Genomic DNA, 24691 nt, shown 5'->3' on the forward strand with positions numbered 1-24691 from the left:
TGTGTAGGAGTCCTGTAGCAGCTGTCGAGTGAAACGAGGCTGCGAAGCGTTTAACTTTTACGCCAATTCAGAATCACCAGCGTCACCACCCCCGCCACAATCCCCCAGAACGCCGAACCGATGGAAAACAGTGTCAGCCCTGACGCCGTGACCATAAAGGTAATCAACGCCGCTTCCCGCTCCTTCACTTCGGTCATGGCAATGCTCAAGCCATTGATGATCGAGCCAAACAGCGCCAGTGCCGCGATCGACAGCACCAACTCTTTCGGCAATGCGGCAAACAGCGCCGCCAGCGTCGCGCCGAACACCCCGGCAATCCCGTAGAAAATCCCGCACCACACTGCTGCCGTGTAGCGTTTGTTGCGATCTTCGTGGGCGTGCGGCCCGGTGCAGATCGCCGCGCTGATGGCCGCGAGGTTGATGCCGTGGGAGCCGAACGGAGCCAGTAGCAACGAGGCGATGCCGGTGGTGGTGATCAGCGGTGAGGCCGGCACAGTGTAGCCATCGGCACGCAGGACGGCGATGCCCGGCATGTTCTGCGAGGTCATGGCCACCACGAACAGGGGAATTCCGATACTGATGGTTGCAGCCAGGGAGAAATGCGGGGTGGTCCAGACCGGCGTGGCCACCTCCAGATGGAAACCAGTGAAATCCAGCAGCCCCATGGCCCCTGACAATGCGGTGCCGATCAACAGCGCGGCCAGTACGGCATAACGCGGCGACAGGCGTTTGACCAGCAAGTACGTGAAGAACATGCCCAGCACCAGCCCGGTGCGGTGCTGGGCGGCGACGAAGATTTCGCTGCCGATCTTGAACAGAATCCCCGCCAGCAGCGCCGCGGCCAGGGATGCCGGAATCTTTTTCACCAATCGTTCAAAGCTGCCGGTCAGGCCGCAAATCGTCACCAGCACTGCGCAGGTGATGTAGGCACCGATGGCTTCGCCATAACTCACACCGCCCAGGCTGGTAATCAGCAACGCCGCGCCGGGGGTCGACCAGGCAATGGTGATGGGGGTGCGATAACGCAGGGACAATCCGATCGAGCACACCGCCATGCCAATCGAGATCGCCCAGATCCACGACGAAATCTGCCCACTGGTCAGGCCCGCCGCTTGTCCGGCCTGGAACATCAGGACCAGGGAGCTGGTGTAGCCGGTCATCATCGCAATGAAACCGGCGACGATGGCCGATGGCGAGGTGTCGGCCAAGGGACGGAGCTGCGTGTGCGTGGCGTCGTTCATGACGGCGTTGTTCCTTGTTCTAGTGGAGATGCCCAGGCCCTTTGTAGCAGCTGGCGAAGCCTGCGTTCGGCTGCGAAGCAGTCGTGAGATCAGCCGGCACGGCGTATAAGGGAGCCCGCGTATTCAGGTTTTACGACTGCTACGCAGCCGAACGCAGGCTTCGCCAGCTGCTACAGGGATCGGGTTAACGCGCGGATTCTGCGTTCAAGCCTAAACTCAAACGTAGCGGATCGTTGCAATACAGCGGAAGCGACAAACAGCCGTACAGTCGTGTTGCCACCATCCATTGTGTACAATCGCGGTGTTTTTTACGCGATACTTGCCAGCGACCCACTGTGCCGTATTACAGTCACCGTCAATTCGCCGCAGTTCTCCCCCGACTCGAGTGCCCATGAACGAACAGTTGCAGCCCCTCAAGAAACAACCGCGAGCAGGCAAAGCCGGCCGCAGCGGTACCCAGGACGATATTGTCTACGCGCATATCTTCGAGGCCATCCTCGAACAGCGCCTGGCGCCCGGCACCAAGTTGAGCGAAGAAGCGCTGGGGGAAATTTTCGGGGTCAGTCGCACCATCATTCGTCGCGCACTCTCGCGCCTGGCCCATGAAGGCGTGGTGCTGCTGCGTCCGAACCGTGGCGCGGTCGTCGCCAGCCCGAGCGTCGAAGAGGCCCGTCAGGTGTTCTTCGCCCGACGTCTGGTGGAGCGGGCCATCACCGAACTGGCGGTGGAGCATGCCACCGCCGAGCAGCTCGCCGAGTTGCGGCAAATGGTCAACGATGAGCGCGACAGCTTCTCCCGTGGCGATCGCGGTGCGGGCATCCGTCTGTCGGGTGAATTCCACCTCAAACTCGCCGAAGCGGCGAAGAACGCGCCATTGATCAGCTTCCAGCGCAGCCTGGTATCGCAGACTTCATTGATCATCGCCCAATATGAAAGTGGCAACCGTTCCCACTGTTCCTACGATGAACACACCCAACTGATCGATGCCATCGAAGCGCGCAACGCTGAGCTGGCGGTGAATTTGATGATGCATCACATGGATCACATCGACAGCAAACTCAACCTCGACGAAGAAAGCGCGTCGGATGATTTGCACGCGGTGTTCTCGCATTTGTTGCAGACCAAAAAGCCAGGGCGGTCGGCCGCGAAACTCTGATAGACCCGGGACAAAAAAATCCCCCGTAGCCTGAAGACTGCGGGGGATTTTTTTGAGCGTCTGATCGTTCCAACGCTCTGCGTGGGAATGCAGCCCGTGACGCTCCGCGTCACTGGACGCGGAGCGTCCCTAGAGGCATTCCCACGCAGAGCGTTGGAACGATCAGCCCGGAATACCTTAGCGCTGATGCACCAGATTCCCCGCCGCATACGTCTGCAGAACAGTCCGGTCATCCCCCAGCGTCATCAACACAAACAACGTCTCGGCAATGTTGTTGGCCTGTTTCAAGCGATAGCCCAGCAGCGGCGTGGCGTTGTAATCCAGCACCAGGAAGTCGGCATCGGTGCCCGGCAGCAAGGTGCCGATCTTGTCTTCCAGGCGCAGCGCACGCGCACCGCCCAGGGTGGCCAGGTACAGCGATTTGAACGGGCTCAGGCGTGCGCCTTGCAACTGCATGACTTTGTACGCTTCGTTCAGCGTCTGCAGGATCGAAAAGCTGGTGCCGCCGCCCACATCGGTGCCGATGCCGACATTGAGCTTGTGCTTCTCGGCCATCGGCAGATTGAACAAACCGCTGCCGAGGAAGAAGTTCGACGTTGGGCAGAAGGCGATGGCCGAGCCGGTTTCCGCGAGCCGCGCACACTCGTCGTCGCACAGGTGCACGCCATGAGCGAACACCGAGCGTTCACCCAGCAATTGGTAGTGATCGTAAACGTCGAGGTAGCCCTTGCGTTCGGGGAACAGTTCCTTGACCCACTCGATTTCCTTCAGGTTTTCGCTGATGTGGGTCTGCATGTACACGTCAGGGAATTCGCTGAGCAGTTGGCCGGCGAGGGTCAGTTGTTCCGGGGTGCTGGTCGGCGCAAAGCGCGGGGTGACGGCGTAGTGCAGGCGACCCTTGCCGTGCCAGCGCTCGATCAATGCCTTGCTTTCGACGTAGCTGGATTCGGCGGTGTCGGTCAGGTAGTCCGGGGCGTTGCGGTCCATCATCACCTTGCCGGCGATCATGCGCAGTTCCAACTGTTCGGCGGCCTCGAAGAATGAGTTCACCGATTGTGGATGCACGCTACCGAACACCAGTGCGGTGGTGGTGCCGTTGCGCAGCAGTTCCTTGATGAAAATGTCCGCCACCTGGTCCGCATGGGCCTTGTCGGCGAACTGGCTTTCACACGGGAAGGTGTAAGTGTTGAGCCAGTCCAGCAGTTGTTCACCGTAGGCACCGACCATGCCGGTTTGCGGCAAGTGGATGTGGGTGTCGATGAAACCCGGGGTGATCAACGCATCCTGATAATGGGTGATTTCAATGTCGGCCGGCAGGGTCGGCAGCAAGTCGCTGGCGTGGCCGAGCGCGCTGATCTGGCCGTTGTCGACCACCAGCAAGCCGTCTTCGAAATACTCGTACGAGGCTTCAATGCCGACTTCAGCAGGGTCGGCAATGCTGTGCAGGATGGCGGCGCGGTAAGCTTTGCGAGTCAAAGGCATGGGGGCTCTCGGTTTTTAGGCTTATCAATTGGAGGCTTGGCTGCGGCGTGAAGCAGGCAGCAGTTTGGCAATCGATGATCCGGCGCTGGCGGTTTGCTGGCCGAAATTCGCGTTATAGGTGGCGATGATTTCGCCGGCGATGGAGATGGCAATTTCCACAGGCAGCTTGCCTTTGACTTCACCGATACCCATCGGGCAGCGCATGCGTTGCACGACGCCGCTGTCGAAACCACGGTCGCGCAGGCGATGTTCGAATTTCACCCGTTTGGTCTTCGAACCGATCAGGCCGAAGTAGGCGAAGTCGTTGCGCTTGAGGATGGCGGCGGTGAGTTCGAGGTCGAGTTGGTGATTGTGGGTCATGACGATGCAGTAGCTGCCGGCGGGCAGGTCGTCGATTTCATCCACAGGTTCTTCGGAAACGATTTTGCGCACGCCGTGGGGGATCTGTTCCGGGAACTCGTCTTCGCGCGAATCGATCCAGCGTACCCGGCAAGGCAGGCTGGCGAGCAGTGGCACCAATGCGCGGCCAACGTGGCCGGCACCGAATACGGCGATCTGTGCCTGGACCTGGCCCATCGGTTCGAACAGCAACACCGTCGCGCCACCGCAGCACTGGCCGAGGCTGGCGCCCAGGCTGAAACGCTCCAGATGTGTGTCTTGCTTACCGCTGGCGAGCATGTCGCGGGCGATGTGCATGGCTTTGTATTCCAAGTGCCCGCCACCGATGGTGTCGAAGCTCTGGGTTGCGCTGATGACCATCTTCGAACCGGCATTGCGCGGCGTCGAGCCGAGCTCTTCGATGATGGTTACCAACACGCAGGGTTCACCCTGGGATTGCAGGTCGGCGAGGGCGTCGATCCAGTTGTACATATTCACCTCGACATCTTTTGTTGTCTGTTCGGGCCTCATCGCTGGCAAGCCATGCTCCTACAGGTTTCGTGCAATCCCTGTGGGAGCCGAGCTTGCTCGCGATGGCCGCACTGCGGTCTTAAAGCGAAGCCAACTCGGTCTCAGCCTCAACAGCCTTCACTGCCGTCAACTGGCGCATTTGCTCACAGCCCCACAACACCCGCTCCGGCGTCGCCGGTGCGTCGATTTTCGGTTGATGCTTGTAGTCACCCAGGCTCGCCACGGCGTCCTTGATCGCGCACCACGACGCAATGCCCAGCATGAACGGCGGCTCGCCCACGGCCTTGGAATGGAACACCGTGTCTTCCGGGTTCTTGCGGTTCTCCACCAGCTTCACCCGCAGGTCCAGCGGCATGTCCGCCACGGCCGGGATCTTGTAGCTGGCCGGGCCGTTGGTCATCAGTTTGCCTTTGGCATTCCAGACCAGCTCTTCCATGGTCAGCCACCCCATGCCCTGAATGAATCCGCCTTCGACCTGGCCGATGTCGATGGCCGGGTTCAGCGAGGCGCCGACGTCGTGGAGGATGTCGGTGCGCAGCATTTTGTACTCGCCGGTCAGGGTGTCGACGATCACCTCGCAGCACGCGGCGCCAAAGGCGAAGTAGTAGAACGGACGACCGCGGGCCTGACTGCGGTCGTAGTAGATTTTCGGGGTCTTGTAGAAGCCGGTACTCGACAGTGACACCTGCGCGAAATAAGCCTGCTGGATCAGCGCTTCAAACGTCAGGATGTGATCGCGAACCCGCACGTGACCGTTGTGGAATTCCACGTCTTCTTCGCTGACTTTGTACTGGCGCGCGGCAAATTCGACCAAGCGCTGCTTGATGGTTTCGGCGGCGTTCTGTGCAGCCTTGCCGTTCAGGTCGGCACCGCTGGAAGCGGCCGTCGGCGAGGTGTTTGGCACTTTGTCGGTGTTGGTCGCGGTGATCTGCACGCGGTCCATTTCCACCTGGAACACTTCGGCCACGACTTGCGCGACCTTGGTGTTCAAACCCTGGCCCATTTCGGTGCCGCCGTGGTTCAAGTGGATGCTGCCGTCGGTGTAGACGTGGATCAGCGCACCCGCCTGGTTGAGGAAGCTGGCGGTGAACGAAATGCCGAATTTGACCGGGGTCAGCGCCAGGCCTTTTTTCAGGATCGGGCTGTTGGCGTTGTAGCGACGAATCGCTTCGCGGCGTTCGGCGTACTGGCTGCTTTCTTCCAGTTCGGCGGTCATTTCTTCGAGCATGTTGTGCTCGACGGTCTGGTAGTAATGGGTGACGTTGCGCTCGGTCTTGCCGTAATAGTTGGCCTTGCGCACGGCCAGCGGATCGAGGGCCAGGTGACGGGCAATCGCGTCCATCACTTCTTCGATGGCGACCATCCCTTGCGGGCCGCCAAAGCCGCGATAGGCCGTGTTCGACGCGGTGTTGGTCTTGCAGCGGTGACCGTTGATGGTCGCATCGCCCAGGTAGTACGAGTTGTCGGAGTGGAACATCGCACGGTCGACAATCGACGCCGACAGGTCCGGCGAGCAACCGCAGTTGCCAGCCAGTTCGAGGTTGATGCCATGCAGGCGACCGGTGCTGTCGAAGCCCACGTCGTACTCGACGTAGAACGGGTGACGCTTGCCGGTCATCAGCATGTCTTCGACACGCGGCAGGCGCATCTTGGTCGGTTGACCGGTGAGGTGCGCGATCACGGCACACAGGCACGCCGGGCTCGCTGCCTGGGTTTCCTTGCCACCGAAACCACCGCCCATGCGGCGCATGTCGACGACGATCTTGTTCATCGACACGTCCAGCACTTCGGCCACCAGTTTTTGCACTTCGGTGGGGTTCTGGGTCGAGCAGTAAACGATCATGCCGCCGTCTTCGGTGGGCATCACCGACGAGATCTGGGTTTCGAGGTAGAAGTGTTCCTGGCCGCCGATGTGCAGCGTGCCCTGGATGCGATGTTCAGCGGTGGCCAATGCAGTGACTGAGTCGCCGCGTTGATGGGTGTGGCTGTCGAGCACGAAGTGGCGTTTGCGCAGGGCTTCGACCACGTCCAGTACCGGCTCCAGATCTTCGTATTCGATGATTGCGGCCATCGCGGCTTTGCGCGCTGTTTCCAGGTCTTTCGCCGCGACGGCGATCACCGGTTGACCGACGAATTCCACGGTGTCGATGGCCAGCAACGGGTCGCCCGGCAGCAACGGGCCGATGTCTTTCAGGCCTGGCACGTCTTCATGAGTGATGGCGATGCGCACGCCTTCGAAGGCGTAGCAGGGCGCGGTGTCGATGCTGATGATTTTCGCGTGGGCGCGGTCTGACAGGCGCGCATAGACGTGCAACTGGTTCGGAAATTCCAGGCGGTCATCGATGTACTGTGCTTCACCGGACACATGCTTGGCGGCACTGTCGTGCTTGACGCTGCGGCCGACACCGGTGGTCAGGTCCTTGGCGAACAGTTCAGCCAGTTCGGCTTGGGTCTTCTCTACAGCGTGATGATTAGACATAAGCGGTCACCCGAGTCTCGATGTGCGGTGTTTGCAGTTCGATGAAGTATTTGCGCAGCAGGTTCTGCGCGCTGAGCAGGCGGTATTCCTTGCTCGCGCGGAAGTCCGACAGCGGGGTGAAATCTTCGGCCAGTGCGGCGCAGGCGCGCTCGACGGTGGCGCTGTTGAACGGTGCACCAGCCAACATGGCTTCGCAGGTGCTGGCACGTTTCGGGATGGCCGCCATGCCGCCGAAAGCCACGCGGGCATCGGCGATCACGCCGTTTTCCACACGGATGTTGAACGCGGCACAGACCGCGGAAATATCATCGTCCAGACGCTTGGACACCTTGTAGGCGCGGAACAGTTGTTCGGCGCTGGCACGCGGCACGATGATCTTCTCGATGAACTCGCTTTCCTGGCGCGCCGTCACCCGGTAATCGATGAAGTAATCCTCCAGCGCCAGGGTGCGACGGGTTTCACCTTTGCACAGCACGATCTGCGCACCGAGGGCGATCAGCAGGGGAGGTGAGTCGCCAATAGGCGAGGCGTTGCCGATGTTGCCGCCGAGGGTGCCCTGGTTGCGGATCTGCAGGGACGCAAAGCGTTGCAGCAGTTCACCGAAGTCCGGGTATTCGGCGTTCAGCGCTTCGTAGCAATCGGAGAGGGCGGTGGCGGCGCCGATTTCCAGGCGATCGTCGAAGCGCTCGATGCGCTTCATCTCGGCGACGTTGCCGACATAGATCATCACCGGCAAGGTACGGTGGAACTGCGTGACTTCCAGCGCCAGGTCCGTGCCGCCGGCCAGCAGGCGGGCTTGTGGATAAGCGTCATAGAGGTCGGCCAGGTCGGCGACAGTCAACGGCACCAGGCAGCGCTTGTCGCCACTGTTGAGTTCGCCGATGGCGGTGGGGGCGATGGCTTTCAGGCACGCGATGGTCTCTGCTTCACGGGCGTCGAACTGATCCGGTTTTTTACCGCAGCAGGACTGTTGGGCCGCTTCCAGGATCGGTCGGTAGCCGGTGCAGCGGCACAGGTTGCCGGCCAGCGCTTCGTGGGCCTTGTGCGAGTCCGGTTGATCACTGTTCTTTTGCAGGGCGAACAGCGACATGACAAAGCCGGGGGTGCAGAAGCCGCATTGCGAGCCGTGGCACTCGACCATGGCTTGTTGCACGCTGTGCAGTTGGCCTTTGTGCTTGAGGTCTTCAACGCTGATCAATTGTTTGCCGTGCAATGACGAGACGAACGTCAGGCACGAATTGAGGCTGCGATAACGAATGTGTTCGCGGCCATCGTCATCCGTTTGCAACTCGCCGACCACCACGGTGCAGGCGCCACAGTCACCGCTGGCGCAGCCTTCTTTGGTGCCGGGTTTGCCCACATGGTCGCGCAGATAATTGAGCACGGTCAGGTTTGGGTCCAGGGCGTGCTCACTACGGAGTTCCTGGTTAAGTAAAAACTGGATCACGGAAGGCCTCGCAGACTCATTATTGTTGTTAACCCACTTGAACCGAATTTAGCAGGTCTGACTTTTCGGTCAATGTTTTTCTGACTTGAAGGTCAGGAAAAAGCATTTTGTCGGTTAACACCTCATTTATTCATTATTGACCCTCGCGCACTTGCCTGCTTTTTGCTTGAATCGTGCCAAAACCGCCGAGTGGGCCCTGCGCCATGACCTATCAAGTGCGCTACACTGCGCCGCTTGTGCAGATCGAAGAGTTTGAAGGACAACCATGACGTTCAAGGCGCCGGACAGCCTCGCCGAGCAAATTGCTCACCACCTCGCCGAACGCATCATTCGCGGCGAAATGAAGCCCGGGGAGCGCATTCAGGAACAGAAGGTCACGCTGGCTCTCAATGTCAGCCGCGGTTCGGTCCGCGAAGCCTTGCTGATCCTTGAGCGCCGTCACTTGATCGCGATCCTGCCGCGACGTGGCGCCCATGTGACCGAGCTCACCCCGCACAAGGTGCAGAGCCTGTGCACGCTGATGGGCGAGATGTACATCCTGCTCGCCAATGCCGTGGCCAGTGGCTGGAAAGTCCAGGCCGACCTGGCGCCGTTCGTGCAAATACAGCAGCGTTTGGCTGCCAGTTACGAACGCCAGGACATCCACACCTTCGTCGACGACAGTTTCAGCGTGATGCGCGCCACGTATCCATTTGCCAACAATCCGTATCTGCAGGAAACCGTCGAGAATCTGCAGCCAGCCATGAGCCGTGCTTACTTCCTTGCCCTGGATCAGCGCAAGGCGTCGATGAGCGAGTATCTGGAACTGTTCGAGCGCTTGCTCGCAGCCGTGATTGCCCGCGATTTTGCGCAGATCCGTGAAGTGCTGACCGCTTACGGCCAGCGCAGTTGCGATCTGGTGATCTCTGCCCTGACGGACGCCTAAGCGTGCGGCTCAAGTGCATCAAGCTGGCGGGGTTCAAATCCTTCGTCGATCCAACCACGGTGAACTTCCCCAGTAACATGGCGGCAGTCGTCGGGCCGAACGGTTGCGGCAAGTCCAACATCATCGACGCCGTACGCTGGGTGATGGGCGAGAGTTCGGCGAAGAACTTGCGCGGCGAGTCGATGACCGACGTCATCTTCAACGGTTCGACCAGCCGCAAACCGGTGAGCCAGGCGAGTATCGAACTGGTGTTCGATAACTCCGACGGCACCCTGCTCGGCGAATACGCCGCCTATGCGGAAATTTCCATTCGCCGCAAAGTGACGCGCGACAGCCAGACCACCTATTACCTCAACGGCACCAAATGCCGGCGTCGCGACATCACCGACATCTTCCTCGGCACCGGCCTGGGCCCGCGCAGCTATTCGATTATCGAGCAGGGGATGATCTCCAAGCTGATCGAATCCAAGCCCGAAGACCTGCGCAACTTTATTGAAGAAGCGGCAGGCATCTCCAAGTACAAGGAGCGCCGGCGCGAAACTGAAAACCGCATCCGTCGCACTCACGAAAACCTCGCACGCCTGACTGACCTGCGCGAAGAGCTGGAGCGACAACTCGAACGCCTGCACCGCCAGGCCGAGGCCGCGAAGAAGTATCAGGAATACAAAGGCGAAGAGCGTCAGCTCAAGGCCCAGTTGTCAGCCTTGCGCTGGCAGGCGCTGAACGAGCAGGTCGGTCAGCGTGAAGCGGTGATCGGCAACCAGGAAGTCACCTTCGAAGCCTTGGTCGCCGAGCAACGCAATGCCGATGCGAGCATCGAACGCTTTCGCGACGGGCACCATGACCTGTCTGAACGCTTCAATCTGGTGCAGGGACGTTTCTATTCGGTCGGCGGCGATATCGCCCGGGTCGAGCAGAGCATCCAGCACGGCCAACAGCGTCTGCGTCAGCTGCAAGACGATTTGAAGGAGGCCGAGCGCGCGCGTCTGGAAACCGAATCTCACCTGGGCCACGACCGCACGCTGCTGCTGACCCTGGGCGAAGAGCTCGACCTGCTCGCCCCGGAACAGGAAGTCACCAGCGCCGCCGCCGAAGAGGCCGCCGCCGCGCTGGAAGAATCTGAAACCACCATGCACGGCTGGCAGGAGCAGTGGGACACGTTCAACCTCACTGCCGCCGAGCCGCGTCGCCAATCCGAAGTGCAGCAGTCACGCATCCAGCAGCTGGAAACCAGCCTGGAGCGTTTGGCCGACCGCCAGAAGCGGCTGGGCGAAGAGCGTGCGTTGCTCTCGGCGGACCCGGAAGATGCGGCGATCATGGAACTCAGCGAGCAGCTGGCCGCCAGTGAAGCCACGCTTGAAGATTTGCAGGCCAGTGAAGAGGCTCAGGTCGAACGCCTTGAGCAACTGCGTCAAGAGTTGCAATTGGCCCTGCACAATCAGCAACAGGCTCAAGGCGATTTGCAGCGCCTCAACGGTCGACTGGCCTCCCTTGAAGCCTTGCAGCAGGCCGCGCTCGATCCGGGCACCGGCACCGCCGAATGGTTGCGCGAACAGCACCTGGCGGATCGCCCGCGCTTGGCCGAAGGCCTTAAGGTAGAAGCAGGTTGGGAGCTGGCGGTGGAAACCGTGCTGGGCGCCGACCTGCAAGCCGTGCTGGTGGACGACTTTGGCGACTTCGATCTGGCGGGTTTCGCCCAAGGCGATTTGCGCTTGCTCAGCCCGGCCACCGACGGCGTGCGCGTACCGGGCAGTTTGCTCGACAAGGTCGAGGCGCGAATTGATTTGTCGCCGTGGCTGGGGCAGGTCAAACCGGTCGATAGCCTCGAACAGGCACTGGCACTGCGCGGTCAATTGAGCGCCGGGCAGAGCCTGATCAGCCGTGATGGCTACTGGGTCGGTCGGCACTTTTTACGCGTACGCCGGGCCAGCGAAGCGGAAAGCGGTGTGCTGGCGCGAGGGCAGGAAATCCAGCGCCTGACCGAGGAACGCGAAGAACGCGAAGCCACGGTCGAAACACTGGAAACCCAACTTCAAAATCTGCGGGCGCAACAGCGTCAGCAGGAAAACGGGCGCGAGCATTTGCGTCGTCTGCTGCAAGACGAAGCGCGTCAGCAAGGCGAATTGAAAGCGCAACTGTCTGCCGGCAAAGCCAAGGTCGAACAACTGACGTTGCGGCGCACACGTCTGGACGAAGAGCTGGCCGAACTGAGTGAGCAGCGTGCGCTGGAGCACGAGAATATCGGTGAGGCGCGCCTGCAATTGCAGGAAGCCCTTGACGCCATGGCGCTGGACACCGAGCAGCGCGAGTTGCTGCTGGCCCAGCGCGACAGCCTGCGCGAGCGACTGGATCGGGTGCGTCAGGAAGCCCGGCAGCACAAGGATCACGCGCATCAATTGGCCGTGCGCCTCGGTTCGCTCAAGGCGCAACACGACTCGACGCGTCAGGCGCTGGAGCGCCTGGAAATGCAATCCGAGCGCCTGACCGAAAAACGCGAACAACTCAACCTGAACCTGGAAGAGGGCGAGGCGCCCCTGGAAGAGTTGCGGTTGAAACTGGAAGAGTTGCTCGACAAGCGCATGACCGTCGACGAAGAACTCAAGACCGCGCAGATCGCCCTGGAAGACGCCGACCGCGAACTGCGCGATGCCGAAAAACGGCGTAATCAGGCCGAGCAGCAATCGCAATTGATTCGCGGGCAAATGGAAGGCCAGCGCATGGAATGGCAAGCCCTGACCGTGCGCCGCAAGGCCCTTGAAGAGCAGTTGCTGGAAGACGGCTACGACCTTCACGGTGTGCTCGCCACGCTGACGGCCGAGGCCAACGAGAAGGATGCCGAAGAAGAACTCGAACGCATTGCCGCGCGTATTTCGCGTCTCGGTGCGATCAACCTCGCGGCCATCGACGAATACCAGCAACAATCGGAGCGTAAACGTTATCTGGATGCGCAGAACGATGATCTGGTGGAAGCGCTGGACACGCTCGAGAACGTGATTCGCAAGATCGACAAGGAAACCCGTAACCGCTTCAAAGATACCTTTGATCAGATCAATGGCGGTTTACAGGCGCTTTTCCCAAAAGTTTTCGGTGGAGGTCGCGCGTATTTGGAACTGACGGGCGAAGATCTACTCGATACAGGGGTAACGATCATGGCGCAGCCGCCAGGGAAGAAGAACAGCACCATCCATTTGCTCTCCGGTGGCGAAAAAGCCCTGACCGCATTGGCCCTGGTTTTTGCCATCTTCAAATTGAACCCGGCGCCGTTCTGCATGCTCGATGAAGTTGACGCACCACTGGATGACGCTAACGTTGGACGCTACGCACGGCTGGTAAAGGAAATGTCACAGACGGTGCAGTTCATCTACATCACCCACAACAAGATCGCCATGGAAATGGCTGAACAACTGATGGGTGTGACGATGCATGAACCGGGTTGCTCGCGTCTGGTGGCGGTGGATGTCGAGGAGGCGATGGCGATGGTGGATGCCTGAGTTGGCGTCTGTAGGGCAGGTATTACAAGGCTGTAGGATGTTTTTACTTGCCCTGACTTGCTGGCCAATCGACATATTCGCTAAAGCCACTGTGACAGACGGTGTAAAGTTGCCTTTGGTCGTGCTAGTTTAATGTCAATTTTTCGTATACGTGGGCAAAACGCCTGTCAGAACATAGAGTTGGCGCCACGTTTTAAAGCGGTTTACAGGTTGTAAACCCCTTATTTTTCAGCATTTTTTATAGAGGCACGGGATTACATGGAAATCGGTCTGCGCGAGTGGCTGATCGTCATCGGCATTATTGTCATTGCCGGTATTCTTTTTGATGGCTGGCGCCGTATGCGCGGTGGCAAGGGAAAACTGAAATTCCGTCTTGACCGAAGTTTGTCCAATCTGCCGGACGAGGACACCAGCGCCGAGCTGTTGGGCCCGCCGCGCGTGCTGGACAACCACAAAGAACCACAACTGGACGAGCACGATCTGCCGTCGGTGAGCATGCCTGCCCGTGAGCCCCGCGAATCGGGTTCCAAGCGTGGCAAGCGCGGCCATGGCGAGCCGTCGCAAGGCGACATGAACCTCAGCCTGGATCTGGACGGCGGCCCGAGCTTCAGCAGCCGTGACGACGATTTCCCGGATGACACCAAGGCCTCGCCAACGGTCAGCGAAAAAGATCAGCCGCAAGCGGAAGAAGTGTTGGTGATCAGCGTAATTTGCCGCGACGCTGCCGGTTTCAAAGGCCCGGCGCTGCTGCAGAACATTCTGGAAAGCGGTTTGCGTTTCGGTGAAATGGACATCTTCCACCGTCACGAAAGCATGGCCGGCAATGGCGAGGTGCTGTTCTCAATGGCCAATGCGGTCAAGCCGGGCGTCTTTGATCTGGATGACATCGATCATTTCAGCACCCCGGCGGTGAGCTTCTTCCTCGGTCTGCCAGGCCCGCGTCATCCCAAGCAGGCCTTCGATGTGATGGTGGCCGCGGCGCGCAAACTGTCCCAGGAACTGAACGGCGAACTGAAAGACGACCAGCGCAGTGTGCTGACCGCCCAGACGATTGAGCACTACCGTCAGCGCATCGTTGAATTCGAGCGTCGCGCCCTGACCCAGAAGCGTTGAAATTGACAACGTATGGGGGACTGCGCCGCGTCTCCCGTACCCTGTAGGAGCCGAGCTTGCTCGCGATGGCGATCTCAAAGACGCCATCGCCGGCAAGCCGTGTTCCTACAATGATTTAACAGATTGAGCAGCCTCGGCTGCTCTTTTGCTTTATGAGAGAACACCCATGATCGCCGCCAAAAACCGCATTCTAGAGCTGCGCGCTGAGCTGGATCAGCACAATTACCGTTACCACGTGCTGGACGAGCCCAGTATTCCGGACGCTGAATACGACCGCTTGTTCCACGAGCTCAAAGCCCTTGAAGCGGACCATCCCGAACTGATCACCAGCGATTCGCCGACCCAGCGCGTGGGCAGCGCCGCGTTGTCTGCGTTCACGCAAGTGCGTCACGAAGTACCGATGCTCAGCCTTGGCAACGCCTTCGAAGAAACCGACATGCGCGAGTTCGATCGCCGGGTGACAGAAGGCCTGGATCTACCGGTCGGTGATCTGTTCGGTGGCGGCGCGGCGGTGGAATACAGCTGCGAGCCGAAGCTCGATGGCCTGGCGGTCAGCTTGCTGTATCAGGACGGCGTGCTGGTACGCGGCGCGACGCGCGGTGACGGCACCACTGGCGAAGACATCAGCATCAACGTGCGCACCGTGCGCAACATTCCGCTCAAGCTGCACGGCACTGGCTGGCCAGCGACCCTGGAAGTGCGCGGCGAAGTGTTCATGTCCAAGGCCGGTTTCGAACGGCTCAATGCCACGCAGCTGGAAGTCGGCGGCAAGACCTTCGCTAACCCGCGTAACGCCGCCGCCGGTAGCTTGCGCCAGCTGGATTCCAAGATCACCGCCAACCGTCCGCTGGAATTCTGCTGCTATGGCATCGGCCAGATTTCGGCGGACATCGCCGACACACACATCGGCAATCTCAAGCAACTCCAGGTGTGGGGCATGCCGATCAGCCACGAGCTGAAACTGGCGCACGGCATCGACGAATGCCTGGATTACTACCGCGACATCGGCGAGCGCCGCAACGCCCTGGCGTATGAGATTGACGGCGTGGTGTTCAAGGTCAACAGCATCGCCTCGCAGCGGGAGCTGGGTTTTCGCGCTCGCGAGCCGCGCTGGGCGATCGCGCACAAATTCCCGGCCATGGAAGAACTCACCGAGTTGCTCGACGTGGAATTCCAGGTCGGTCGTACCGGCGCTGTCACGCCAGTGGCGCGCTTGAAACCGGTCAAGGTGGCCGGCGTCACCGTGGCCAATGCGACGTTGCACAACATGGACGAAGTCGCGCGTTTGGGCCTGATGATCGGCGACACGGTGATCATCCGTCGCGCCGGAGATGTGATTCCCCAAGTGGTGCAAGTGGTGCTCGAGCGCCGTCCGGAAAATGCCCGGCCGGTGCAGATTCCCGAACAGTGCCCGGTGTGCGGCTCACACGTCGAGCGCACGCAATTGGTCAAGCGCAGTAAAGGTCGTGAGACCGTCAGCGAAGGGGCGGTGTACCGTTGCGTCGGTCGTCTGGCCTGCGGGGCGCAGCTCAAGCAGGCGATCATTCACTTCGTTTCCCGTCGCGCGATGGACATCGAAGGCCTGGGTGACAAGAGCGTCGAGCAACTGGTCGACGAAGGCCTGGTCAGTTCGCCAGCCGATCTGTATGCCCTGAAGTTCGACGACATCGTCGACCTGGAAGGTTTTGCCGAACTGTCGAGCAACAAACTGCTGAGCGCCATCGAGGACAGCAAGAAGCCGAGCCTGGCGCGCTTTATCTATGCACTCGGGATTCCTGATGTCGGTGAGGAGACGGCCAAGGTGCTGGCGCGCTCTCTCGGTTCGCTGGAGCGGGTTCAGCAGGCGTTGCCGCAAGTGCTCACGTACTTGCCGGATGTCGGCCTGGAAGTGGCGTATGAGATCCACAGTTTCTTTGAAGATGCGCACAACCAGCAGGTGATCGCGGAACTGCTCAAGCACGGCCTGCAGATTCAGGATCAGGGCGAGCTCGGTGCTGAGTTTGCCGCGAGTACCACGCTGGGCGGCTTCCTCGACAAGTTGCACATTCCGTCGGTGGGGCCGGGCGGGGCACAGAAGCTGGCGGACAAGTTTGGGTCGCTGGAAGCGGTGATGAGCGCTGACTGGCTGGACATGCGTCAGGCGCTGCCAGAGAAGCAGGCCAATTCAGTTCGCGAGTTTTTTGCCGTTGAAGACAATCGCCAGCTTGCGCAGGCGGCCGAGCAGCAGTTGCGCGATTTCGGCATGCACTGGCTGAGCGAGAAGAAAGTCGTCGAAGGCTTGCCACTGGCTGGGCAGACCTGGGTGCTGACCGGTTCGCTGGAGTTGATGAGTCGCGACATCGCCAAGGACAAACTTGAAAGCCTCGGTGCCAAGGTGGCGGGCTCGGTGTCGGCCAAGACCCACTGCGTGGTGGCCGGGCCGGGCGCCGGTTCGAAGCTGGCCAAGGCCAATGAGTTGGGTTTGAAAGTGCTGGATGAAGAAGCGTTTGTCGAATTCCTGAAACAACACGGTATTTCTGTTTAGTTGATCGTTCCCACGCTCCGCGTGGTAGCGCATCCCGTGACGCTTTGCGTCACAGCGGACGCGGAGCGTCCGGGGCGACATTCCCACGCAGAACGTGGGAACGATCTTCGCGCGACAATGATCTAGTCTTGGCAAGCCCCAGGGAGAGATCGCCATGTACCGCTTCTTTGAACAGCTCAGCTCGCGTATCGCCGCGCCTTTCATGGGTGAAAGCGCGCGCAACAGCAAGGTCTGGCAGTGTCGATGCGGGCAGTCGCTGTTCTTTCGCAACAGCCAGTGCCTGGCTTGTTCGGCGGCGCTCGGTTATCAGCCCGAGCAGGGGCGTCTGTCGTCGCTGCAACCGGGTTTACAGGCGGATACCTGGCTGGTCGACGCCGACCCGCAAGCCGGTGTGTTTCGCCGCTGCGCCAATCTCGACTCCGCGGCCGCATGTAATTGGCTGCTCCCGGCCAACGACCACGATGCGCTATGCATTGCTTGCAGCCTGAATCACACCATCCCGGACCTGTCGATTACCGAAAACCACGAACGCTGGCGCAAGGTGGAAACGGCCAAGAGGCGCCTGGTCGCGCAGTTGCTCGACTTGGGTTTGCAGATAACTGCCAAAACGGTCGACGAGCAAAGCGGTCTGGCGTTTGATTTCGTCGGTATCGACCTCGAAGGCAAGCCGCCGACCACGGGTCACGCCAATGGCCTGATCACCCTCGACATCAAAGAAGCCGATGACGCCCACCGTGAGCAGGTCCGTGTGCAAATGCACGAGCCGTATCGCACGTTGCTCGGGCATTTTCGCCACGAAGTCGGGCATTACTACTGGGATCGGCTGATCGCCAATAGCCATTGGTTGGAACCCTTTCGCGGACTGTTCGGGGACGAGCGCGCCAGTTACGCAGCGGCGCTGGAGCGGCATTACCAGCAAGGTACACCGCAGGACTGGCAGCAACAGTGTGTCAGTGCTTACGCGACCATGCACCCTTGGGAAGACTGGGCGGAAACCTGGGCGCACTACCTGCACATGATGGATGCGGTGGACACCGCTCTGGGATTCGGCATGAGTGCGCGGGAAATGGATCTTGATTACCAGCCATTTCCCCTAAGCACACTCTACGATCCACAGCATCCCGGCGGTGGGGCGTTCCTGTCGTTCGTCAATGCATGGATCGAACTGGCCGGCATGCTCAATGAGCTTTCGCGCAGCATGGGGCAGCCGGATTTCTATCCGTTCGTGTTGCCACCGGCGGTGATCGCCAAGCTGCATTTTATTCACTTGGTGATCCAGCAAGAGGGCGGCAGGGCGGATGAGGTGATGCAGGAGCTATGACGATCGCTCAATTGGACGTCCGCTTGTAGCAGCTGTCGAACCCGCGAGGCTGCGTCCGGCTGCGAAGCAGTCGCCTGTTGGGTGATCGTGGTTTATCTGAAAAACCGCGCCCTCTGATTTTACGTCTGCTTCGCAGCCGGACGCAGCCTCGCGGGCTCGGCAGCTGCTACAGACAGCGGTGTTTCAGAGGCATTGCATGTCCTTGAAGCGGCTCATATTTTTTAATCCGCACCAACGGTTGTAACTTCGTCTCAGATAGGTACAATGGCGCGGCTCGCCGTCAGGTGAGCGTCGTTATGGTGACCCCATCGGTCCCCCCGCAACGATTACCCGTGAACCTGGTCAGAGCCGGAAGGCAGCAGCCACAGCGGGAACATTGTGTGCCGGGGTGTGGCTGGTGGGGTTACCACCTTAACGCCACGCGAGCCCTCTCTCGCGTTATCGGTTTGAAAATACTTATTTGTCTTCTCTGCCATGGATCACGTCCAGGGCGGTGTTTCGTCGTTTCCGATTTTCGGAGCGCACAATAAAAAAGGAGGCCGACCTGTCGCATCAGACAAGTCGGCCTCCTTTTGTCATTTATGCACTAAGGCTTGGACAAGGCCTGGTCAACCGCTGCAATCAGCTTTCCCAGTTCCTTCGGGGTGGCTTTGTGTATGACGCCGAACAGATACGCCCGCTGCTCATCTTCATCGCCCAGGTCTGCGAAAAAAGCGGCCAGCTTCACACCCAGCACGTCGGCAAGCAGGAACAACGCTTCCACGCTGGGGGTATAGGTGCCCGTTTCAAAGCGGCTGATGGTTTTGGGGTCAAAGCCGGTCTTTTCACCGAGTTCAGCCTGAGTAAGCCCCGCGACCTTGCGGTAGCGTCGGATGGCTGGACCCAAACTTGAAATTTGCATTGCTCAATTCCAATTTAGAATCAAGAACTTAACGATAGATTTTTACATTAGACAACAGCATGTTTCATCACCTTGTCTTGCAAAATGTGATGCGTTTCGTAGAATTGCCACCCTTGAGCGGCATTGGGTGACGCCATTCCGGAGATTGGGCGATGTGAAGCTGTCAGCATTGCGCTCCCTCGTCAGACTTGCACGAGGTTTTTCGCCTGATTGATCTGCGGTTCTGCGGGAACCATCGCCTACGGGTCTCGGGATGAAACGTGTTTGCGCCACCCCTCCGCCAGCGACAACGAGCCTGATTCATGGATGATAAATACCGAAGGGCCGTGGATGCCGCCGCCATTTTTTCCGAGACGGATCTGGAAGGCCGGATCACCTACGTCAATGACCAATTCTGTGACGTGTCTGGCTATAGCCGTGAAGAGCTGATCGGCCAGAATCATCGTCTCCTCAATTCCGGCCAACATCCCACCGATTTCTTTTCTGCCATGTGGCGCACCATTGCGTTGGGCGGTGTGTGGAAGGGGGAAATCTGCAATCGCGCCAAGGACGGCAGCCTTTACTGGGTCGACAGCACCATGGTGCCGGTGCTCGACGATGCCACCGGACGGGTCGATCGATACCTGTCGATTCGGTTCGACATCAGTGAAAAGCGCGAGTTGCTGCACGTCTTGCAATGGCGGGTAGGGCATGACGCGCTGACCGGATTGCCCAATCGAGCGTATCTCTCGGACCTTTTGGATCAGGCACTGGCGATGTCCCGACAGGAAGACATCCCGTTGGCGGTGTGCATGCTTGATCTCGACGGTTTTAAGGCGGTCAACGATGGCTACGGTCATGCCAGCGGCGATGTGTTGCTGGTAGAGGTGGCCCGGCGTTTGCGCGACATCGTGCGCGGCGAGGATGTGGTGGCGCGATTGGCCGGCGACGAGTTTGTGCTGGTGCTGCGTCATATTCGCGATCTACCGCAATTGCGTGCGGCGTTGAACCGGGTGCTGGGGGCGGTTTCGGCGCCGTACTCGCTGCACGGCAAGGACATCCATGTGTTCGCCAGCATTGGTGTCACGCTGTTTCCCCTCGATAACGAAAACGCCGAAACCCTGTTGCGTCATGCCGATCAGGCCATGTACGTGGCGAAGCAGCGTGGACGCAACCGTTTTCATCTGTTTGATGTGTCTCGGGATCGTGAGATCAAGGCAACTCACCAGACTGTCCAGCGCATGCGTCAGGCGCTGACGGCCGGTGAGTTGCGCCTGCATTTCCAGCCCAAGGTCAACATGCGGTTGGGCGACGTGGTCGGTTTCGAGGCGCTGTTGCGTTGGGACCATCCACAAAACGGCATGCTGCGGGCCAGGGATTTCCTGCCGCCGGTAGAAGAGACGGACCTGATCATCGACATCGGCGAATGGGTGATGGATCAGGTCCTGTTGCAGCTGCATCGCTGGCAGCAGATGGGGCAGAGCTGGCCGATCAGCGTCAATGTCGCGGCACGGCATTTTCAGCGAGCGGATTTTGTTGAGCGGCTCAAACAGGTGCTGGCAAGGCATGCCCACGTTCCCCCGCAGATGCTTGACCTGGAAGTCGTCGAGTCAGTCGCCGTTGAGAACATTCATCATGTCACGGCATGTTTGCAGGCCTGTCAGGCGCTGGGGGTGCAGTTTTCACTGGGTGACTTTGGCACTGGTTATTCGTCGCTGAGCTACATCAAGCGTTTGCGCACGCAAACGATCAAGATCGACAAGTCGTTCATTCGCGACATGCTTGATGACCGCGATGATCTGGCGCTGACCACTGCCGTGATCGGGCTGGCCCGGGCGTTTGGCCGACGAGTGATCGCCGAGGGGGTGGAAAGCGTTGAGCACGGTGAATTGCTGTTGCAAATGGGCTGCGAGATCGCCCAAGGGTATTTCATCGCCCGACCCATGCCAGCCGAAGAGGTGCCTGGCTGGGTCGCGACGTTTGTTGCGCCGGCGCAATGGCGGCTGGTGACGTCCCTGTAGCAGCTGGCGAAGCCTGCGTCCGACTGCGCAGCAGTCGTAAAATCAGGCGACGCAGTTTTCCAGATGTACCGTGGATACAGGATTTACGACTACTGCGCAGTCGGACGCAGGCTTCGCCAGCTGCTACAGGCTTGCGGGGGTGCCAATATACAGACGAATGTAGTCATCGATTTCCCCCGACATTTTCATTCGCAACAAGGTGCGAAGAATTCGTTGCGCCGGCACCTTGGGGTCATTGCGTATGTAGCAACCGACACGTTGTTCCTGCACCACGGCCACTGCTTTGAGCTGCCGCTCGGGCAGCAGGCGCTGATTGAACCAATCCAGTGTCCATTGATTGCTCACGGCATAGCGATAGCGCCCGGCGTTGAGTTTTTCCAGCACTTGTTCCTGATTGCGCGCGTCTTCGCGGTGCAGGCGATCGGCATCAAACAACGGTTGCAGCGTCGGATAGGTATAGCCCAGCACTGTGCCGATGGGTTGGCGTGACAAATTTGCAGGCAGCACGGAGGCGGGAGGGTCTTGCTGGCTGGTCAGCACGTCGCGTTGAAACCACAGCGGAATGCTCCAGATGTAGTCGCCGGACTGATTCGGAAGCCAGGACTGCGCGGCGTAGCAGCGGATATCAACGTCGCCATGCTCCATGGCGCCTTGTACACGTGCCCGAGGCATTACATGAAACTCGGCGGGTACCCCGACCTGGGTGGCGAGGCTGAGCATCACGTCATACAGGATGCCCTGGGTCGGGCGGCCGTGATCCAGTTGCACCATTGGCATGGCCCAACTGTCGGGGATGACAAAACGCAGCGGCGTTTCGGCGGCGGCGACGTTCAGACTTATCCACAGCAATGCCCCCAAGGCACAACGCATAAACGCTCCGGTACAACTGAAACCCGAGCCGATTAAAGCCCCAAACGCGCAGCTTAGCCAGATTAGACGAGCACACCGGATGCAATTTTGGCCTTGCTCCGCTAGCATTAGCCGCTTCTGTTCCTTAGTTGCGACGGTTTTCGATGAGTTATCAGGTTCTTGCACGTAAATGGCGTCCGCGCTCGTTCCGCGAAATGGTCGGCCAGACCCATGTGCTCAAGGCTCTGATCAATGCCTTGGACAGCCAGCGGCTGCACCACGCCTACTTGTTTACCGGTACGCGGGGGGTCGGCAAGACCACCATCGCACGCATCATCGCCAAATGCCTGAACTGTGAAACAGGTATCACGTCGACACCGTGTGGCGAGTGCTCGGTGTGCCGCGAAATCGATGAGGGGCGCTTTGTCGACCTGATCGAGATCGACGCCGCGAGCCGGACCAAGGTCGAAGACACCCGCGAACTGCTCGACAACGTGCAATACGCCCCAAGCCGAGGGCGCTTCAAGGTCTACCTGATCGACGAAGTGCACATGCTCTCCAGCCATTCCTTTAATGCGCTGTTGAAAACCCTCGAAGAGCCGCCGCCCTACGTCAAGTTCATCCTGGCGACGACCGATCCGCAGAAACTTCCTGCAACCATTCTGTCGCGGTGCCTGCAATTCTCCCTGAAGAACATGACGCCGGAACGTGTGGTCGAGCATTTGACCCACGTGCTGGGTGTCGAGAACGTGCCGTTCGAAGATGATGCACTGTGGTTGCTGGGCCGTGCCGCCGATGGCTCGATGCGCGATGCCATGAGCCTCACCGACCAGGCCATTGCCTTTGGTGAAGGCAAGGTCATGGCCGCCGACGTGCGGGCGATGCTCGGCACGCTGGATCACGGCCAGGTCTACGACGTTTTGCATGCGTTGATCGAAGGTGACGCCAAGGCGTTGCTCGAAGGTGTCCGTCATTTGGCTGAACAAGGCCCGGACTGGAACGGCGTGCTCTCGGAAATTCTCAACGTGCTGCACCGTGTTGCCATCGCCCAGGCCTTGCCTGAAGGTGTCGACAACGGTCACGGCGACCGTGACCGGGTGCTGGCGCTGGCCCAGGCGTTGCCGGCCGAAGACGTACAGTTTTACTACCAGATGGGCCTGATCGGCCGTCGCGATTTGCCGCTGGCTCCCGACCCGCGTGGCGGCTTCGAAATGGTCTTGCTGCGCATGCTCGCCTTCCGCCCGGCAGACACCGCCGACGCCCCGAGGCAACCGCTAAAGCCAGTGGGGATCAGCCAGGCCACAGTTGATTCCGCAAATTCAGTGGCTGCCGCGCCGGTTGTTGCGCCGGTAGTCGCTGCGGCAGTAGCACCTGTTGTGCCTTCGCCTGCGCCAGTCGCGGCCGTTGTTGCGCCCGCTCCAGCACCCGAGGAGCCTGAGCCGGTTGCACCCGTTGTGGTGCCCGAGCCAGTCGTTGCGCCGGTGGCGGTCGAAGCCGTCGTTGACCTGCCGTGGAATGATCCGGTCGAGCCTGAAGTTGTCCAGCAACCTGCTGTCGAGCCAGTTCTGGAAACTGCTGGCGAGCAGCCGGATTTGCCACCGATGCCGCTGCCGACGCCGGACAGCGTGGTGCCGGATGCGCAGGAATGGGCCGCTGCGCCCATCCCGGAACCTTCCGTGGCCCAAGTCGATGCCGCCACGCCGGGCATGGACCTGGACGACGAGCCGCCGCTGGACGAGGATTACATCGAGCCGGACATGGATTCGGCCTACAGTTATCTCGATGAGCTGGCGAGCGAACATACCGCCGAACCCGCGCCGGAACCGGAGCCGGAACCCGCTGCAATGCCGGCCACGGGCCTGGCGCTGCAATGGCTGGAGCTGTTCCCGAAACTGCCGATCTCCGGCATGACGGGCAGCATCGCCGCCAACTGCACACTGATATCCGTCGAGGGCGATCACTGGCTGATGCACCTGGACCCGGCCCACAGCGCCTTGTTCAACGCGACCCAGCAGCGTCGTCTCAACGATGCACTGAACCAGTTTCACGGGCGCACACTGACCCTGACCATGGAACTGATCAAGCCGGAACAGGAAACCCCGGCCCAGGCCGCGTCCAGGCGCCGTGCCAACCGTCAGCGCGAAGCCGAAGAGTCGATCCACGGTGATCCGTTCATCCAGCAAATGATGCAGCAGTTCGGTGCGGTGATCCGTAACGATACTATTGAACCTGTCGACGCTCTGGTCAGTCAGGGCTAATAACTGAAGGCGTTCGGTCACATGGGCCGGGCGCTGTTTTAATCCAAGTACTTTCGAGGTGATTCCCATGATGAAAGGTGGCATGGCCGGCCTGATGAAGCAGGCGCAGCAGATGCAGGAAAAAATGGCCAAGATGCAGGAAGAATTGGCCAATGCTGAAGTCATCGGTAAAGCCGGCGGCGATATGGTCACCGTGGTCATGACCGGTCGTCATGACGTCAAGAGCGTGACCATCGACCCAAGCCTGGTCGAAGGCCTGAGCGAAGACGACAAGGAAATGCTGGAAGCGGTCGTTGCCGCCGCCGTCAACGACGCTGTGCGCAAGATCGAAGCCAACAGCCAGGACAAAATGTCCGGCATGACCGCTGGCATGCAATTGCCGCCGGGCATGAAGCTGCCATTCTGATTCGCTAAAGCGCGTCGGATGAGCTACAAAAAAATGCCAGGCAATGCGCCTGGCATTTTTGTTTCTGGCCCACACTGATCGTTCCAGCTCCGACCGATCGTTCCCACGCTCTGCGTGGGAATGCCTCTTGTGACGCTCTGCGTCACGCTTTGGGACGCGGAGCGTCCCGGGCTGCATTCCCACGCAGAG

At 59.9% G+C, this 24691-nt stretch carries 16 protein-coding genes and 1 other RNA gene; 10 read left to right on the plus strand and 7 right to left on the minus strand.

Annotated elements, in window-relative coordinates:
- Positions 1 to 50: 50 nt before the first annotated feature.
- Positions 51 to 1241 (minus strand): benzoate/H(+) symporter BenE family transporter, encoded by a 1191-nt coding sequence (locus tag AC1D2P_RS23600; protein WP_046027038.1) that lies wholly within the window; start codon positions 1239 to 1241, stop codon positions 51 to 53.
- Between the two features lie 391 nt (positions 1242 to 1632).
- Here AC1D2P_RS23600 and AC1D2P_RS23605 point away from each other — a divergent pair, with 391 nt between their 5' ends.
- Complete coding sequence (locus tag AC1D2P_RS23605) at positions 1633 to 2397, plus strand: GntR family transcriptional regulator (RefSeq protein WP_046027037.1); 765 nt, start codon at positions 1633 to 1635, stop codon at positions 2395 to 2397.
- Between the two features lie 177 nt (positions 2398 to 2574).
- Here AC1D2P_RS23605 and guaD read toward each other — a convergent pair whose 3' ends face one another.
- The 4 genes from guaD to xdhA all read right to left on the minus strand — a co-directional run bounded on the left by guaD (position 2575) and on the right by xdhA (position 8714).
- Positions 2575 to 3879 (minus strand): guanine deaminase, encoded by a 1305-nt coding sequence (gene guaD, locus AC1D2P_RS23610; RefSeq protein WP_477757640.1) that lies wholly within the window; start codon positions 3877 to 3879, stop codon positions 2575 to 2577.
- Between the two features lie 24 nt (positions 3880 to 3903).
- Positions 3904 to 4749: a xanthine dehydrogenase accessory protein XdhC gene (xdhC, locus tag AC1D2P_RS23615; protein ID WP_046027035.1), complete on the minus strand. Its 846-nt coding sequence runs from the start codon at positions 4747 to 4749 to the stop codon at positions 3904 to 3906.
- A 118-nt stretch (positions 4750 to 4867) separates the two neighbouring features.
- Entirely contained in the window at positions 4868 to 7267 is a 2400-nt protein-coding gene (xdhB, locus tag AC1D2P_RS23620) for a xanthine dehydrogenase molybdopterin binding subunit (protein ID WP_046027034.1), read from the minus strand.
- Positions 7260 to 8714, minus strand: a complete 1455-nt coding sequence (gene xdhA, locus AC1D2P_RS23625; protein WP_477757639.1) for a xanthine dehydrogenase small subunit — start codon at positions 8712 to 8714, stop codon at positions 7260 to 7262. The genes xdhB and xdhA overlap by 8 nt, the downstream gene beginning before the upstream one ends.
- 265 nt (positions 8715 to 8979) lie before the next feature.
- Here xdhA and AC1D2P_RS23630 point away from each other — a divergent pair, with 265 nt between their 5' ends.
- The 6 genes from AC1D2P_RS23630 to ffs all read left to right on the plus strand — a co-directional run bounded on the left by AC1D2P_RS23630 (position 8980) and on the right by ffs (position 18491).
- A complete protein-coding gene (locus AC1D2P_RS23630; protein WP_046027032.1) occupies positions 8980 to 9639 on the plus strand; it encodes a GntR family transcriptional regulator in 660 nt (219 codons plus the stop codon).
- 2 nt (positions 9640 to 9641) lie between these two features.
- Positions 9642 to 13130, plus strand: coding sequence for a chromosome segregation protein SMC (gene smc / locus AC1D2P_RS23635; protein WP_046027031.1), 3489 nt, complete (start codon positions 9642 to 9644; stop codon positions 13128 to 13130).
- Between the two features lie 258 nt (positions 13131 to 13388).
- Complete coding sequence (gene zipA / locus AC1D2P_RS23640; protein ID WP_477757638.1) at positions 13389 to 14243, plus strand: cell division protein ZipA; 855 nt, start codon at positions 13389 to 13391, stop codon at positions 14241 to 14243.
- A gap of 166 nt (positions 14244 to 14409) precedes the next feature.
- Positions 14410 to 16767, plus strand: a complete 2358-nt coding sequence (gene ligA / locus AC1D2P_RS23645; protein WP_477757637.1) for an NAD-dependent DNA ligase LigA — start codon at positions 14410 to 14412, stop codon at positions 16765 to 16767.
- A gap of 154 nt (positions 16768 to 16921) precedes the next feature.
- Positions 16922 to 18088, plus strand: a complete 1167-nt coding sequence (locus tag AC1D2P_RS23650) for a zinc-binding metallopeptidase family protein (RefSeq protein WP_477757636.1) — start codon at positions 16922 to 16924, stop codon at positions 18086 to 18088.
- A gap of 306 nt (positions 18089 to 18394) precedes the next feature.
- An RNA gene (gene ffs / locus AC1D2P_RS23655) (signal recognition particle sRNA small type) lies at positions 18395 to 18491 on the plus strand.
- Between the two features lie 183 nt (positions 18492 to 18674).
- Here the strand turns inward: ffs and AC1D2P_RS23660 are convergent.
- Positions 18675 to 18989, minus strand: a complete 315-nt coding sequence (locus tag AC1D2P_RS23660) for a helix-turn-helix domain-containing protein (protein WP_046027027.1) — start codon at positions 18987 to 18989, stop codon at positions 18675 to 18677.
- Positions 18990 to 19291: 302 nt separating this feature from the next.
- Here AC1D2P_RS23660 and AC1D2P_RS23665 point away from each other — a divergent pair, with 302 nt between their 5' ends.
- Positions 19292 to 20989: a putative bifunctional diguanylate cyclase/phosphodiesterase gene (locus tag AC1D2P_RS23665; RefSeq protein ID WP_223522459.1), complete on the plus strand. Its 1698-nt coding sequence runs from the start codon at positions 19292 to 19294 to the stop codon at positions 20987 to 20989.
- Positions 20990 to 21112: 123 nt separating this feature from the next.
- Here the strand turns inward: AC1D2P_RS23665 and AC1D2P_RS23670 are convergent, their stop codons facing one another.
- On the minus strand, positions 21113 to 21859 hold the full coding sequence (locus tag AC1D2P_RS23670; RefSeq protein WP_477757635.1) for a substrate-binding periplasmic protein: 747 nt from the start codon (positions 21857 to 21859) through the stop codon (positions 21113 to 21115).
- A gap of 143 nt (positions 21860 to 22002) precedes the next feature.
- Between AC1D2P_RS23670 and dnaX the strand changes: the two genes are divergently transcribed.
- Both dnaX and AC1D2P_RS23680 read left to right on the plus strand, forming a co-directional pair.
- A complete protein-coding gene (dnaX, locus tag AC1D2P_RS23675; protein ID WP_477757634.1) occupies positions 22003 to 24096 on the plus strand; it encodes a DNA polymerase III subunit gamma/tau in 2094 nt (697 codons plus the stop codon).
- Positions 24097 to 24163: 67 nt separating this feature from the next.
- Positions 24164 to 24502, plus strand: coding sequence for a YbaB/EbfC family nucleoid-associated protein (locus tag AC1D2P_RS23680; protein WP_027921723.1), 339 nt, complete (start codon positions 24164 to 24166; stop codon positions 24500 to 24502).
- The last annotated feature ends 189 nt before the right edge of the window (positions 24503 to 24691 follow it).

The sequence above is a fragment of the Pseudomonas sp. P1_F1_2 genome (assembly GCF_056405815.1).